Source organism: Neoakkermansia glycaniphila, from assembly GCF_900097105.1.
Classification (GTDB): domain Bacteria; phylum Verrucomicrobiota; class Verrucomicrobiia; order Verrucomicrobiales; family Akkermansiaceae; genus Akkermansia; species Akkermansia glycaniphila.
Genome location: NZ_LT629973.1, coordinates 480,585 through 494,599, shown reverse-complemented (window position 1 = coordinate 494,599; position 14,015 = coordinate 480,585). Strand labels below are relative to the sequence as shown.

The 14,015-nt window shown below is 57.7% G+C and carries 12 protein-coding genes; 4 read left to right on the top strand and 8 right to left on the bottom strand.

The window, feature by feature from the left end; genetic code table 11:
- Window positions 1-21: 21 nt before the first annotated feature.
- The 3 genes from PYTT_RS13225 (at window position 22) to PYTT_RS02055 (ending at window position 2,475) form a co-directional block, all read left to right on the top strand.
- Window positions 22-579: a phage connector family protein gene (locus PYTT_RS13225; protein WP_141675736.1), complete on the top strand. Its 558-nt coding sequence runs from the start codon at window positions 22-24 to the stop codon at window positions 577-579.
- A gap of 293 nt (window positions 580-872) precedes the next feature.
- Entirely contained in the window at window positions 873-1,742 is an 870-nt protein-coding gene (locus PYTT_RS02060) for a D-hexose-6-phosphate mutarotase (RefSeq protein ID WP_067773797.1), read from the top strand.
- A 13-nt stretch (window positions 1,743-1,755) separates the two neighbouring features.
- Complete coding sequence (locus PYTT_RS02055; RefSeq protein ID WP_197677909.1) at window positions 1,756-2,475, top strand: SanA/YdcF family protein; 720 nt, start codon at window positions 1,756-1,758, stop codon at window positions 2,473-2,475.
- 31 nt (window positions 2,476-2,506) lie between these two features.
- Here PYTT_RS02055 and PYTT_RS02050 read toward each other — a convergent pair whose 3' ends face one another.
- From PYTT_RS02050 to PYTT_RS02015, 8 genes are all read right to left on the bottom strand, one after another.
- Window positions 2,507-3,751, bottom strand: a complete 1,245-nt coding sequence (locus PYTT_RS02050; RefSeq protein WP_067773791.1) for an RsmB/NOP family class I SAM-dependent RNA methyltransferase — start codon at window positions 3,749-3,751, stop codon at window positions 2,507-2,509.
- A complete protein-coding gene (gene rsgA, locus PYTT_RS02045) occupies window positions 3,751-4,866 on the bottom strand; it encodes a ribosome small subunit-dependent GTPase A (protein WP_067773788.1) in 1,116 nt (371 codons plus the stop codon). Before rsgA ends, PYTT_RS02050 begins: the two co-directional genes overlap by 1 nt.
- Entirely contained in the window at window positions 4,863-5,798 is a 936-nt protein-coding gene (locus tag PYTT_RS02040) for an aspartyl protease family protein (protein WP_067773785.1), read from the bottom strand. The genes rsgA and PYTT_RS02040 overlap by 4 nt, the downstream gene beginning before the upstream one ends.
- Complete coding sequence (coaBC, locus tag PYTT_RS02035) at window positions 5,795-6,442, bottom strand: bifunctional phosphopantothenoylcysteine decarboxylase/phosphopantothenate--cysteine ligase CoaBC (RefSeq protein WP_067773782.1); 648 nt, start codon at window positions 6,440-6,442, stop codon at window positions 5,795-5,797. The genes PYTT_RS02040 and coaBC overlap by 4 nt, the downstream gene beginning before the upstream one ends.
- 97 nt (window positions 6,443-6,539) lie before the next feature.
- Window positions 6,540-7,430: a diacylglycerol/lipid kinase family protein gene (locus PYTT_RS02030; RefSeq protein WP_067773779.1), complete on the bottom strand. Its 891-nt coding sequence runs from the start codon at window positions 7,428-7,430 to the stop codon at window positions 6,540-6,542.
- A complete protein-coding gene (locus PYTT_RS02025; RefSeq protein ID WP_083076532.1) occupies window positions 7,427-8,617 on the bottom strand; it encodes a transglutaminase-like domain-containing protein in 1,191 nt (396 codons plus the stop codon). The genes PYTT_RS02030 and PYTT_RS02025 overlap by 4 nt, the downstream gene beginning before the upstream one ends.
- A gap of 127 nt (window positions 8,618-8,744) precedes the next feature.
- Window positions 8,745-11,864 carry a methyltransferase domain-containing protein gene (locus PYTT_RS02020; protein WP_067773773.1) on the bottom strand — a complete coding sequence of 1,040 codons (3,120 nt, stop codon included), beginning with the start codon at window positions 11,862-11,864 and terminating at the stop codon, window positions 8,745-8,747.
- A gap of 8 nt (window positions 11,865-11,872) precedes the next feature.
- On the bottom strand, window positions 11,873-12,919 hold the full coding sequence (locus tag PYTT_RS02015; protein WP_083076543.1) for a glycosyltransferase: 1,047 nt from the start codon (window positions 12,917-12,919) through the stop codon (window positions 11,873-11,875).
- 346 nt (window positions 12,920-13,265) lie between these two features.
- On the opposite strand from PYTT_RS02015, the gene PYTT_RS02005 reads away from it, so the two are divergent.
- Window positions 13,266-14,015: a DUF305 domain-containing protein gene (locus tag PYTT_RS02005; protein WP_083076529.1), complete on the top strand. Its 750-nt coding sequence runs from the start codon at window positions 13,266-13,268 to the stop codon at window positions 14,013-14,015.

Sequence of the window (14,015 nt, the reverse complement as noted above, 5' to 3'; positions counted from 1 at the left end):
GCATGCGTCCGGTTTTTTGCCATGAAGAGCGAATCTGATTCCATTTTGTCGTTGTGCAATGCGGCTTTGAAGCTGCTTGCCTGTCCGCCTGCCTCCTCCATGAACCCAAACGGGTCGCGAGAGGAGCGGTGCTGCTGCATGTTTTACGAGACCGTGAGGAAGGAGGTGTTGTGCGAGGTGCCGTGGCCTTTTGCCGTGAGGCGGGCGGTTCTGGAGTCGTCCGAGCCGGAAGAGTGGGGATGCCACCCTGTACCGGCCCGTGCGCATGCATTGCCTGACGATTGCCTGAAGGTGCTGCGCGTACGGGCGGACTGGTGGGTGTGCCGAGGGAGGCTGGTGTTTGCCCGCCGTTCTCCTTTGCTGTGTTCGTATGTATGTGATTGCAGGGATTTGCGGCGGTGCGATGCGCGGTTCAAGCGGGCGTTGATTTTGAAGCTGGCGTATGCGATGTCGCGGCCATTGGGGGCGGAGAGGGAGGTGCGCGAGATGTTGTTGATGAATTTCCGGCATGCAACGGAGCATTTGCGGGTTTCACATGGAGTGAAAAGTGTGAATAACTTTTTTGACGGTTTGTTTTGATGTTTTGTTGTCAATTGTTTATATTCTTTTTAACGATGTGAATAATCTGTGAACAAGGTCTGAATAAGATGGAATGGCAGTTTGAGTCTCCTGTATCGTTCCTCATGATTTTTTTGTGAACAACTCTGTGAACAAATGTCGTATCCTGCTGTTTTTTCAATGTTTTTACGATGTGAATAACTTGTGGATATATTGTGAGCAGCCTGTGCGGGAGGCGTCGGAGCGGGGGGCTTTTTTCTCGGGCCGCGGCTGTTCATCTTGCTTGACGCACCGCAGTTCTTTCTTTAGACTGGATGAAACCAGCTTTTCACCCGCAGATGTTCAAGTATTCGTACCCTTATGGCCAGGATTTTCCTTTTGTCGAGATAGAGACTTCCCAGTGTTCCGCCCGGTTGTCTTTGTACGGAGCCCAGTTGCTCGATTGGACTCCCAAGGGGCAGTTTCCGGTGCTGTGGATGAGTCCGAACGCCGAGTTTGTGGCCGGGAAGGCGATCCGGGGCGGTGTGCCTTTGTGCTGGCCGTGGTTCGGTAAGGATCCGACGGATGGCGGCAGGCCTTCGCATGGCGTGGCGCGGGTGTCACTGTGGTCGCTGGTGTCCTCCGAGGTGCTCGCGGACGGGACGGCGGTGCTGGAGCTGGCTCTGCCTGCCTCCCGGCCTGAAGATCCTTCCTCCAGGTTGCGGCTGGAGCTGGGGCAGTCTTTGGAGATGAGGTTGGTGACGGAGAACGGGACGATGCCGTTGCCATTTTCCGCCGCGTTCCACAGTTATTTTTCCGTGAGCAATTATGCGCGTACGGTGGTGACGGGGCTGAAGGATTGTCCGTTTACGGAGTTTGCTGCGGATGCGGTGCCTCACCGCGAGTCGCCCCTGCATCCTGCGGGGCATATCGACCGTATTTATTATCCGACGAAGACGGTGGTGCATGTGGCCGATCTGGAGTGGCAGCGTGTGCTGTGCCTGACGCGCAGCGGTTCCAATTCTCTTGTGGTGTGGAATCCCGGTGCCGAGTTGGCCGCCGGTATGGCGGATGTGGGGGCGGGGTTCGAGAGCGGTTTCCTGTGCGTGGAGACGGTGACGGCTCCTCAGGAGGAGGTTGTTTTGGCTCCGGGTGCGGTGCATACGATGATTTGCCGTGTGGCGGTGTCGGGCATCGGTTGTTGAGAGGAGGATGGCGATGAAGAGGGTAATGCTGCATGTGGTGGCCGGATGTTCGGCCGGGTGGAGGTTTGTTCGCCGCTGCTGGCGATGGAGACCGATGAGGTGGATGCTGGCCGGGCTGGCGGGTTGCGTGATGCTGTCGGTAGCGGTTTTCGCTGTGTCGGAGTGGTATACGTATGCGCAGTCGAAGGATCGGGCGTTCTGGTCGACGGAGGAGCTGCCCGGCGATGCCGTGGCAGTAGTGCTGGGTTGCGCCCCGAAGCTGGGGGAGCGGAATAATCTGTATTTCCTGCAGCGGATGGATGCGGCTGCCAGGCTTTGGAGGTCCGGGAAGGTGTCGGCGATGATTGTGTCGGGAGATAATAGTTCGCACGATTATAACGAGCCGGAGGCGATGAAGGCGGCGCTGGTGGCCAAGGGGGTGCCGGAGGAGCGTATCGTGTGTGATTTCGCCGGGTTGCGGACGCTGGATTCGGTGGTGCGTGCGCGGGATATTTTCGGCGTGAACCGTGTGATTTTCGTGTCGCAGGAGTTCCACAATGAGCGGGCTCTTGCGATTGCCGGGTATCTGGGGATGGATGCCTACGCTTTCAATGCCAGGAATGCGGTGGGCGATTATTACAGGCGGGCTTCGTGGATGCGGGAGCGTGCCGCCCGCGTGGCGATGATGCTTGATTTATGGGTGCTGAACCGTTCCCCGAAGTATATGGGGAAGCGGGAGCAGCTGCCGGAGTGAGTTTGCGCCTGAGGTGTGCCTCACGGCCGGTTCAGTTCCTTTTGTGCAGGAGGGCGGCATAGGCGCCGTCCGCCTGTTCCCGGTGGGGCAGGGCGAGGTGGTCCTGTACGAGGGTGCAGTCCGGATGTTCGGAGAGGTAGCGGTCGATGACGGCGCGGTTTTCTTCCGGGTCGATGGAGCAGGTGGAGTAGACGATGCGGCCTCCGGGTTTGACGGCTTTTGCGGCACAGGTGAGGATGGTGTGCTGGAGGTCAGAGAGGCGGGTGATTTCTTCCGGGGTGAGTCTCCACGGGACGTCGATGCGTTTGCGGATGACGCCCGTGTTGGAGCAAGGTACGTCGAGGATGACGGCGTCGTATGCCTGTTGCCATTCCGGAGGGCAGGGCTGCGTCCAGTCATGCGCACGGATGTCGATGTGGTCGGCTCCCTGTTTCCTGAGGTTTTCGAGGAGTTTGGGGAGGCGGTGTTCGTGCATGTCGGTGGAGGTGAGGATGGCCTTGCCGCCGGTAGCAGAGAGGATGGCGGCGGATTTCCCGCCGGGTGCGGCGCAGGCGTCGAGGATGCGTTCGCCGGGCTGCGGTGCGAGGAGGCCGATGCAGTAGCGGGTGGAGGGGTCGGCGATGTAGAGGCTGCCGTTTTCAACGGCAGCGCGCGGGATGGCTCCGGTGAGGGTGTACCAGCCGGGGATGCCTTCGAGGGGTACGAGGGTGTCCGGTACGGTGTCGAGCGGGCGCAGGGCGTTGCCGCGGGCATGCAGAACAGGTGGGCGGTTGTTCCAGGCGAGCATGGCGGCGGTTTCGGGTTTGCCGTAAGTGGCTTGCCATCTGCGGACAAGCCATTCGGGTATGGAGTAGCGGACGGGGAGCGGGAGTGTGTCCCTCTCGCGGATGAGTTCCTGTTTGCGGCGCGCAGCGTTGCGCAGGATGCCGTTGACGACGCCGCGGACGCGTTGCGGGACGAGTTTGACGGTTTCGCTGACGGCGATGTGGTCCGCCTGCCCGAGGATGAAGATTTGGCTGAGGCCGACGAGGGTGAGGATGTGGAGCGGGGTGTCGAGCGGAGAGGGGCGCAGGGTGCGGATGATGTGTTCGAGCCATGTTTTGTTGCGGAGTGTGCCGTAAACGATGGCCTGGACGAGTGCTCGGTCGGAGGGGCCGAGTCCGGCGTCGGCGGTGTGCCGTGCGACGAGGGTTTCGGCGAAGGCGTGGCCGGTCGACCATCGGGAGAGGCATTCGGCGGCGATTTGACGGGCGCCGGTTCGCGGTGCGTTTTTCATTAGCAGGGGCGGTTGGGGTGGCGGTCGCGCCGCTGGTCGCGGCGGTCTTCGTAGTTGCGGATTTTTTCGCGCGTTTTGCGTTTGTTGACGCGTTCGAGGGTCATTTGGCGTTTTTCACTGCGGCGGACGAGTTCTTCGATTTCTTCGTCGAGGCGCATGTAGTGTTCGTAGCGTTCCTGGGAGAGTGTGCCGTTTCCGACGGCGGCGCGGATGGCGCATCCGGCGTCTTTGCCGTGGCTGCAGTCGGCGAATTTGCACTGTGCGGCGAGTTCCGACAAGTCGGCGAAGTTGGCGCGGAGGGTTTCGGCATCGGTCCACATCTGGATTTCGCGCATGCCGGGGTTGTCGATGAGGCAGCCGCCGTCCGGCAGGATGACGAGTTCGCGGGCGACGGTGGTGTGGCGGCCTTTGCCGGTGACGGCGTTGACGTCTCCGGTGTCGAGCCATTCTTCACCGAGGAGGGAGTTGACCAAGGTGGATTTACCGACGCCGGAGGAGCCGACGATGGTGATGGTGAGGCCGGAGGGGACGAGGGCGAGGATGTCCGGGTAGCCTTTGCGTTTGCGTGCGGATATGGGGTGGACGGGGAGGTTCGGAGCCAGTGACCGGAGGCTGTCGACGGCTTCCTGCAGGATGCCTTTCGGCGTTTGGTCCGCTTTGTTGATGAGGACGATGGGGTCCGCTCCGCTTTTACGGACGAGGGTGAGGTAGCGTTCGATGCGGCGCGGGTTGAAGTCTTCTCCGGCATCGGTGACGATGACGACGATGTCGATGTTGGCTCCGATGACTTGTTCGGCGGTGCTTTTGCCGGGAGCTTTGCGGGAGAAGCAGGTTTTGCGCGGCAGGCGCGCGCGGATGACGGGGATGTCCCCTTCCTGTCCGGGGTCGACGGCGACCCAGTCGCCTACGGCGGGCAGGTCGGCATCCGAGTCGGCATCGTTCCAGACTTTGCCGCTGAGTACGACGTCATGATCTCCCGTGCCTTGGCCGATGACGGTGTAGTTGATTTTCGTTTCGCGGATAATGCGGGCCGGGTACCAGCCGGGCTGCGCCAGTTGCCGGAAGGCTTCTTCGAAGCGGCTGTCCCAGCCGAGGTTGTCGAGGGTGACGGTCATTGCCGGTTTTCGGGCTCGTGCATCCGGGCAGTTATCGTGAAGTTGCCGTTTTTGCGTGCGATACAGAAGTCGAAGTGCTGGAGGATGTCCATGCCGATTTGTCCCGGGGCTCCGGGGGCTGCTATCCATGGGCGGATGTTTTTGAGTACGAGGCCGCCGCCAAGGTCGAGGTCCATGGGTTTGCCGCGTTGCATTTTGTCTGTGGATGCGGAGTTGATGTCCGCCGATTTCATGTGTGTTGCCTGTTCGGCGTCGGGTTCCCATGTGCCGTGCGGGACGATGGTGATGGAGGATCCGGTGTCGAGCAGCAGGGGGATGTCTTTGCCTCCGGCTTTGGCCATGGAGATGAAGCGCATGTTGTCGTCGAAGCTTCCCCGCATGGCGCAGGGGAAAGCGGGGTATTTTTTGCTCCAGCAGACTTTAGCGTTTTTCGCAGAGAAGATGAACGGTAGCGGGTTTTGCAGGAAGGTCGTCGTGCCGAGGATTCCGGCAATGGGTTTTTCCATCATCGTGTTGACCGGTTTGAGGCTGGTGACGAAGAGGGGGAAGTGCTGGAAGTGCATGGGGCCGAGGTCGATGCTGCCGAACATGATTTTCTGCCCGTTTTTGACGTTGGTCGATCCCTGTATCTGGACGGGCACCAGTTCGGCCTGCGGCATTTTTTCGGCTACGTATTCGGAAGCGAGGGTGGTGTGGGTCGCTCCCGTGTCGATGATGTAGCGCCCTTCAATGCCGTCGATTTTGGCCGTGGTGATGAATTGGTTCGTGGAGCGGTTGATTTCGATGGGCAGATGGTCTTCGATGACGGCCGTTTTGTCCACGAGGACGGTGGCTGCGGTTTCCGTGGCCGTGTAGGGTTTTTCTTCGGCGGCGAAGGTGGGGATTCCCGCGCAGGCGACGCAGGCTGCGGTGGTGAGGATGGTGCGGATCATTTGGCTGGTTGATGTGGGATGATGCCGCTGGCGCGGCTGATGATTTCCATGGCAATGTGTTCCTTGGTGTCCTTGGGAAGGGGTTCTGCGCCGTCGGCCGTGATGAGGAGGACTTCGTTTTGCGAGCTGTCGAATCCGATGTCTTTGCGGGAGACGTCGTTGGCGACGATGAGGTCGCATTGTTTGCGGATGAGTTTGTCGTGCGCGTATTGTTCGATGTTTTGCGTTTCGGCGGCGAAGCCGACGAGGATGCCGGTGTAGCCGAAGTCGCTGCGCATGGAGCCGAGGATGTCGGGCGTTTTTTCGAGTTCGAGGGTGAGTTTGTCACCAGTTTTTTTGATTTTCTGGTCGGCTACGGCAATGGGGCGGTAGTCTGCGACTGCCGCACAGAGGATGGCTATGTCCGTTCGGTCGCAGAGGGAGCGGACGGTGTCGTACATTTCCTGAGCCGTTTCGACGGGGATGAAGTCAACGCCGGGCGGGACATCCAGCGAGGTGGGGCCGGAGACGAGTATCACATGGTGGCCTTCGTGCGCGGCGGCTCCGGCAAGGGCATAGCCCATGCGACCGGAGGAGCGGTTCGTGATGTAACGCACGGGGTCGATGGGTTCCCGGGTGGGACCCGCTGTGACGAGGATTCTCATAACGCGCGGTATGATAGCAGGAAGGGAGGGGCTTGGAAAGTTCTATTTGCGAGCGTCCGGTCTGGTCGCCGGGATGATGCGGGTGGCGGGCAGAGGCTTACAGTCTGTTGAGGACGCGTACTTTGAGGCTGCCCGGTGCGCGGGTGATGCGGGTGCTCTGGCCGCTTTCGTGGGTGCCGGAGTAGTCGCCGTCCATTTCGTAGGGTACGGGAGCGGCGGATTCGATGGAGGCGGATTCGATACGGAGGTAGGTGTATTCCGCACAGTGCCTGTCCGGGTGCAGTCCCCGGAAGAGGAGGGATTTGACGATCTGGTAGACCATGCTGGCGCTGTCGCTGTGGAAGACGATGGCGTCAAGGATGCCGTCGCTGTTGGTGGCGTGGCGGAAGAGTTTCATGGATCCTCCGTACAGGGAGCCGTTGCCGAGGAGGATGGCATGGCCGCGGCAGGCGCTGCCGTCCGGCAGGCGAAGGGTGAGTTCCGGGTGGTGTTCCATGCAGGCTTTGAGGCCGGAGAAGCCGTAGGCGAGAGGGCCCCATTTGCGTTTGGTGTGCGGGGTGGTGAGCTGGACGGCTCGGGCATCGGGGCCGAAGCCTGCCATTTGGATGAAGGGCGTGCCGTTGATTTCGAAGATGTCGATTTCCCGGGTTTCTCCCTGCCGGATGGCGGCAAGGGCGGCGTCGAAGTTGTGGGAGCCGATGCCGATTTCACGGGCGAAGACGTTCATGGTGCCGGAGGGCATGACGGCGAGTTCCGTTGCCGTGCCGGCCAGTCCCTGCGCTGCGCGGGCGAGTGTGCCGTCTCCCCCGGCAACGGCGATGAGCGGGGTGCCTTCTCGGGCGAGGCGGGAGCAGTAGTCGCTCATTTCTTCGGGGCTGCCGGGCCGGATGATTTGGAAGGCTTTGTGGTTGTTGTCCAGCCACGCATGGAAGGCTCCCTTTTTGGAGATGCGCGCAGCGGCATTCACGAGGAGCGGGATGGGTTTCATGATTGCTGGCGAAGCATTTCAGGAGAGATGTAGATGAGCTGGACGGCGGTGTCCGTAGGCTGGACGTCGAGGGTGGCGATGGGGTCGGCGTCTTTCTTTTCCTTGACGATGAGTTTGTATTTGCCGATGCGTGGCAGGGAGAAGCGGAGGAAGGCGCGCATGTCCGCTTCGTTGTCCGGCGTATAGCCTTCTTCGAGGATTTCTCCGTTTTCGCGAGTGAGGATGACGTAGAGCGGCGCCCGTTTCGCCATGGGCGAGGGTGCGATGCGGGAGTCGATGAAGAGGCGCTGCTGTTCTTTCGAGAGGCCGGCTTTTTCGTACCAGTCGCGCGCCAGTTTGACGTAGCGTTCGGAGACGTCGACTCCGGGGACGAATCGGGAGCCTTCCGGGAAGTGGAGTCCTCCGAGGGCTGGAGCGTAACGGGCTTTCCATATCATCGGGAAGAAGAGGGTGTCTTTCTTTTCCCATGAAGTGGCGATGAGTTTGTGCTCGAAGGAGGAGGTGTCGAGCATGCCGATGTTTTCCATGACCCACGGCGTGTTGAATTCCTTTTCGTTGAATTCGATCATGTGCCACTGGCCGTCGAACCATGCTTCGGTCCATGTGTGGTTGCCCATGATGTGGCTCCACAGGGTGATGCCGACAAGGCGGGAGGGTATGCCGACTGAGCGCAGGGCGGCGGCCAGCAGGGTGCTTTGGCCGGTACAGGAGACTTTCTGTTCCTGCAGTGCTTCCGAGGGCGACATGTTGGGCTTGCGGCGTTCTGCGGAGTAGAAGACGCCTGTGTCCCTGGTCATGTTGGCCGCGATGCGGAGGACGGCTTCGCGGGCGGTTTTGCACTCTGCGACGATGGGGCGGTATTTGGCTTCCAGCGCTGTGCGCCAGTCGCTGCGCGTTTCATCCGTGAAGGCGTAGGGAAGGACGTTGTTGCGGTAGATTTCCCATGGCGCCGTTTTGCCCCATGGATAGAAGCCGCGGGCTTGCAGGGCTGCCTGTACGTCTTTGCGGACGAAGTCCCGGGTGACGGAATCCCTATCCATGGCGGGACGGTTGTTCCAGACGAAATCGACGGCTTCGTTTTCCAGTGATGGTGAGACCGCCTGTGCGGAGAGGCTTGGTACGCCGAGAGCCGGAATCAGTATGCAGAGGCTGAGAGGATGCATCGCGTTGCTACGACAGAGTAGCATGACGGTGAGCGGAAAAGCAAGTGTTTTTCAGGTATGTTCCAAGGTGTAAAAGGACGGCATCCATCAGGTGATGGATGCCGTGTGCAAAGAGGATGGAACGATGGGCTTCGGATGGCCATGTGGTCCGTCAGTGCTTGCGGTAGAGATAGAAGCCGCTGGGTTGTTTGATGTAGGTTTCTTCTCCCCATTTGTCCCAATGGACGGTGATGCTGTCGGATGTGAAGGAGAGGACGTTGGCATGGTCGTCACGCGTGATGCGGGTTGCCCGGTTTCCGGTGATTTGCAGGAGGTCGTGCCATTCGGGGTGGTGCAGTTCGAGGATGTGTTCGTGGTTGGCCGGATCTGTGGATACGGAGCGGTTGCGCACGATGAATTGCTGGTCGAGCAGGCCGCCTCTCATGACGGATTTGTTGCTTTTCTGGACGATGATGTGAGGATGCGGGCAGTGTTGCCGGACGTATTCGGCACGGTTGTTGCATCCGGCTTCTTCCATCAAAATGTGGTACAGATGGTCTTCAGCAAAGCCGAATTTCGTCCGTTTCACATGCGGGTTGCGGGCCAGTATTTTCGGGATTTCCTGTTCGGGCGCAGCCTCGCATTGCAGCAGGTTTTGCATGACTTTTTTTCCGAGTACCATGGAGGCTCCGAAGACCGTGTAGTTGACGATTCTGAAACAGACATGGCCTTTTTCCTCATAACGGATGGGGCTGAGCGAAGCATAATAGCTGCTGTTGCCTGCGGGGATGGTGTTGTGATAGTCGTTGACCGTTTTAAGGTAATCCCTGCTATAGAAGTCGTCGTCGTCGATTTTGGCAAAGAGGTCGTATTCCGAGATGTCGATGTCCCTGATGGTGTCGATGAAGTTGGAGAGCTGGTTTTTATTGGGGTAATGGCGCATGGTGATGCGGCCTTCTTCGATCCAGTGGCGGAAGTTCGGCAGGATGGTGTTGATGTAGGCCCATTCGCTGATGCCTTTGACGGCGACGAAGAGATGATGATTTTCATAGCTTTGGGCCATGATGGCGTAGATTTGCCGTTGCAGGTCCTCATAACGTTTGTAGGAGGTGAGGCAGACGGCGATTCTGTGTTGCCGGGGTATCCGGGGTGTTTGCTTTGCCGTGCGTTTTTTCTGGTAGAAGTAGTCGTGTTTTGCAACCCGTATGTTCAACTCGTTGTTCGACTGGGCCATTTCCAATGTGGTGTCGATGGGCAGGCGGCAGGAGATGAAGAGTTCGGCGACTTTACGGCGTGAGCGGGCAGGCACAATGAGGGCATGGGTACCCCAGACGTAGGAGTTGTGCAGTGTTTTCTCTCCGGTGCGGTACGGTTCGAAGGTGGGTTGTTCGATGTTCGGAGGTATGGAAACAGGATTCGTCTGGAGGCGGTGGAAGAGCCGGATGATATCGGTTTCGGGATGGTTTTCCAGTTCCTGACTGACGATTTTCGAGAGCGTGAAGGCATCAATGAGAGGGGTGGAGTCGCTTTCTCCGAAGATGATGAGGTCGTCGTCATCCCATGAGGGGTCAAGGAGCATGTTGGCGAATGATTGGCGTAAGGAGCGTACGTGTCGACGTTCGCATGTGGCGGGCGCCCTGCCAAGAAAAGAGGTGAATTCATCTTCCCGTGTGTCGGTGAGGTTCTGTTCCGGAGAGACGGGGTAGTGGGAGATTTCATAGCCGAGATGTTCGAGTTCGGTTTGTCCTTCCATGTTTTCATTCGGAGCGATCAGGAAGACGCATTTCATCGTTTTGCGGTCAAGGTTGGGTTTGACTGCTTCGATGCAGGTGGTTTCGATGCGGTTGAAGTCGGGGCCGAGCTGGCGGTTGCGCTGTTCGATGCCGCGCATGTGGGGGTGGGATGATTCTCCGAGTCTTTGTTCACAGGCTTCGAAGCCGATGGAGTGCAGGATGGCGAGCATGGTGTCTTTCGTCCAGATGGCTTTGTGTCCGTGTTTGGTGACGATGGATGCCAGCGCGCTGCCGGGCGAGCCGTCCCCCCATCCGTGGGATTGCAGGAAGCGGATGTATTGCGGTGTTGATTCGCGCGCGATTCGGAGCAGATCCGGGAAGGCGAGCCGGAGGATGCCTCCGGGTTTGAGGGTGCGCCATGCTTCTTTCATGAAGGCGTAGGCCTGGTTTGAGGGAATGTGTTCGATGACGTGTTCCAGGAAGAGGGCATCGATGCTTTGATCGTTCCAGGGCAATGGCTTGGTGATGTCGAAAACGGGCATGTCCAGATTCATCCAACCCGGCAGGCGATTGATGCCGCAACCGAGCTGGATGTAGAGTGGTTTTTCGATGGCGGAGGCATCGCAAGCGGGTTCGTTTGCATGAAGTGTGCCGGAGAGAGGGGTGAGGACGATTTTGTTTCCGGTGTAGGTGCCATTGAGGCAGGCAAGGTTTTCTTCGGGCCAGTCGAACCAGTGGAGCGCGAGGTGCATGCCGTTTTCGAGGCGGTAGGTGCCGCTGCATCCTGCAGCCGTGCGGCGATAGTATCCCCCCGGATAGAAGTGCAGGGTGTCGTTCCAGTGGGAATGGCGGCCATGGAAGGATGCCGAGGGCGAAGTACGGTAGAAGGCATCGATGGCTTTCAGGCGTTCCGGTCCGCACCAGTGGGCGGTGACCATGTCATTGTCTGGAAGAGGGTAGCGTTTGTTGCTGAGGTACAGGCGTTCGGTGGCATGGGGTCGGGCTCCGAGCTTTATGGCCTGTTGCCCGATGATGATATCTTCGGCTCCGGTCGGAGGAATGGTTCCTTCCTTGACGATTTTTTCGACCATTTGGCGGGAGAGCATGTATCCGGCTCCGCCGCTGGGTGCATTGCGCTTTCGGAGCAGGTGGTCGCCGATGAGGTCGCAGTCGGGACGGATGATGGAGGGCAGCCGGTCGAGGGCGACGTATGTGTCGTCATCGCATTTGAAGAGCCAGTCGAATTCTTCGTTTTCCAGTGCATGGCACAGGAAGGCGAATGTTTTTTGAGGCAGGTGTTTGTAGCTGTCGTTGACGGGGAGGGCGACGGTGTCCGGTTCGGGCGCGCTGGCATCCGGGGTGTTGCCCATAAAGAATAGGCAACGGATGCCGTCCGGAATGTGGCGGAGCCATGTGTCGCGTACGGCGTCTCTGCGTTCGGCGTGTGCTGCACACGTGCAGATGCCGACGAGGATGCGGGGCTGTTGGATGGTTTCCGTGGAGGAAATGGCGGAGCCGCTAACGTGAGAGGCGGATGCGGGGTTTGGGATGGAGTTCATGTGTGTTTTTATTCGGGAAGTTGTTGTATTTTTTCGAAGGTTTCGGACCAGCTGGCAATGGATGCGTCCATTCCTCCGAGCAGGAGGCCGCGTTCTCTGGCTGCGGCGGCCATGTCGTCGCGCAGGTTGGGTTCGTAGGCCATTTTGCTGGCGTAGTAGATGAAGTCCTGCGGTGTTTTGCAGAGCCACCCCGTTTTGCCGTGCTCGATAAGCCGTTGCCAGCCTCCTCGGTCATTGACGATGAGTACGCTGCCGCTGGACATGGCTTCGAAGCCGACGCGCGGCCAGTTTTCATGCGTGTCTGTGGGCTGCAGGATGATGCGGCTGTGCCTGTAGAAATCCTGCTGGCTGAGAGAACGGTGGTCTCGGACGGTTCGTATCCATGGAAATGGTTTGCCGATTTTCTGTTCGCTGCGTTCGTCGAAACCGAGGAAGATGGCTCGTTTCGGCCGGGGGGAGACGAAGTATTCGTAGATGTGCAGGGTGAGGCGGGAGAATTTGTCGGGGTTCTGGCGGGAGATGCGGCCGCAGCCGAATATGTCGTCGGGGCGTTCTTCGATGTAGGGGAAGTTGTCGTGGTGGAAGTAGGGGGTGAAGGTGTGGAAGACGGCCTTGCTGTCCGGGTTGAGCCCCCGCAGAATGGGCATGTTTTGTTGGCGTACATCTTCATTCTGGTAGAGGAACATGGCGATTTCGTTGTTGAGCATGGCTTCCTTTTCGCGAGGGAAGAGCCAGGTCATGCAGTTGACGAAGACGGTTCTGTTCGTTTGTGTTTTGATGTGAGGGAGGCTTTGGAGGAAGGCGGCATTGCAGAATCCGAAGACGGGGTCACCCGGAGAAATGCTGCTCCAGTCATTAGGTGCATGGATGCGGACTCCCCGGGCGAGCATTTCCCGGTGCATGGGGTCGTCGGGAGGGAGGCTGCGGGAGGGGATGAGATGGACTTCCATTCCCATGTGGAGCCAGAGGATGATCTGATGGTGGAGTTCCGTTCCGGCTCCACCGTAGAATCCGGGGAATCCGTGGACGTAGAGTTTTTTGAGCGATGATGGCATGGCTGTGATGAGGGTTGCGGGTGCGCATGTATCCGGGACGGCTTGTGCCGCGAGGGATGCGTGGCTTCTATCTTCCATGGGTTGCGGCGCGAAACAAGGTTCATGTTTTTCATTTCCTGCCATTGCCGGATTCTGTTTCGGAAGGTATAGAAGCGATTAAATATGTTGTATTTTAACTTTTTACATCTTTTTATATTTGCATTTACTATCATTGGTGATATCATTCTTAAAAGAATGATAGCGGGTGCGACATGAGCTTGGGAGATTCATGTCAATAGTATATCTGGAACAACAATTATCTATTGTCGATGTTTGTCGAATTAATAATCAAACCTATTAAAATTGAATGATGAAAGCATTATTTTTTGGATTTTGTCTTACTTCTCTTTGTGTTGCGGTTTCGACGGATGGAAAAATACAGGCGTGTCATTTCGCTTTTAAAGCTGCTGTTCCAGTCTCGATTTTATCAAAAAATAAAACAGGAGATATTGAACATGACGGTTGTTCCGCAGCAGAAGACAAAAACAAAAACAAAGACAGAGATCATGATGCCAATGTACATGGTAAATATGGAGGTAATGCGTTACTCTCTATGATGGATTCCATGATGGTTGCGATGGATCAAGCTCGGTCAAATGTTTCGGTAGAAGCGGATTTTTTGAGCCAGATGGTTGCTCATCATCAAGGTGCGATTGATATGGCTCAGTATGAAATCGCGAACGGTAAAAATTTTGAGATGATTCAGCTGGCGAAAAGCATTGTTGCTGAACAGCAAATTGAAATCGAAAAAATGCTGTTTTTACTCGCCCATTGTGAAAAAATGCAGATACCCGTTGGTTATGGAGCTGCCATGACTCAAACTATGACTGATATGATGGACGTCACACCTGGGGATAATGTGCAATACGATTCTGTCGATCATGCTTTTGCAGCGATTATGTTGCCGCATCACCAAGCAGCGGTTGATATGGCCATGGTGCTGCTCAAATACGGTAAAGATCCAAGAATTGCCAATGTTGCTGCTCAAATCATCGCTGAACAACAAGTGGAAATTGAACAGATGCAGATGTTTCTCAAGCTAAATAAAGGAAAGTAA

Coding starts and splice junctions, on each gene's coding strand:
- PYTT_RS02050 (WP_067773791.1), bottom strand. CDS start 3,751: ATGAAAAACGCACCGCGAACCGGCGCCCGTCAAATCGCCGCCGAATGC.
- PYTT_RS02005 (WP_083076529.1), top strand. CDS start 13,266: ATGATGAAAGCATTATTTTTTGGATTTTGTCTTACTTCTCTTTGTGTT.
- PYTT_RS02040 (WP_067773785.1), bottom strand. CDS start 5,798: ATGATCCGCACCATCCTCACCACCGCAGCCTGCGTCGCCTGCGCGGGA.
- rsgA (WP_067773788.1), bottom strand. CDS start 4,866: ATGACCGTCACCCTCGACAACCTCGGCTGGGACAGCCGCTTCGAAGAA.
- PYTT_RS02025 (WP_083076532.1), bottom strand. CDS start 8,617: ATGCTACTCTGTCGTAGCAACGCGATGCATCCTCTCAGCCTCTGCATA.
- PYTT_RS13225 (WP_141675736.1), top strand. CDS start 22: ATGAAGAGCGAATCTGATTCCATTTTGTCGTTGTGCAATGCGGCTTTG.
- PYTT_RS02020 (WP_067773773.1), bottom strand. CDS start 11,864: ATGAACTCCATCCCAAACCCCGCATCCGCCTCTCACGTTAGCGGCTCC.
- coaBC (WP_067773782.1), bottom strand. CDS start 6,442: ATGAGAATCCTCGTCACAGCGGGTCCCACCCGGGAACCCATCGACCCC.
- PYTT_RS02015 (WP_083076543.1), bottom strand. CDS start 12,919: ATGCCATCATCGCTCAAAAAACTCTACGTCCACGGATTCCCCGGATTC.
- PYTT_RS02055 (WP_197677909.1), top strand. CDS start 1,756: ATGAAGAGGGTAATGCTGCATGTGGTGGCCGGATGTTCGGCCGGGTGG.
- PYTT_RS02030 (WP_067773779.1), bottom strand. CDS start 7,430: ATGAAACCCATCCCGCTCCTCGTGAATGCCGCTGCGCGCATCTCCAAA.
- PYTT_RS02060 (WP_067773797.1), top strand. CDS start 873: ATGAAACCAGCTTTTCACCCGCAGATGTTCAAGTATTCGTACCCTTAT.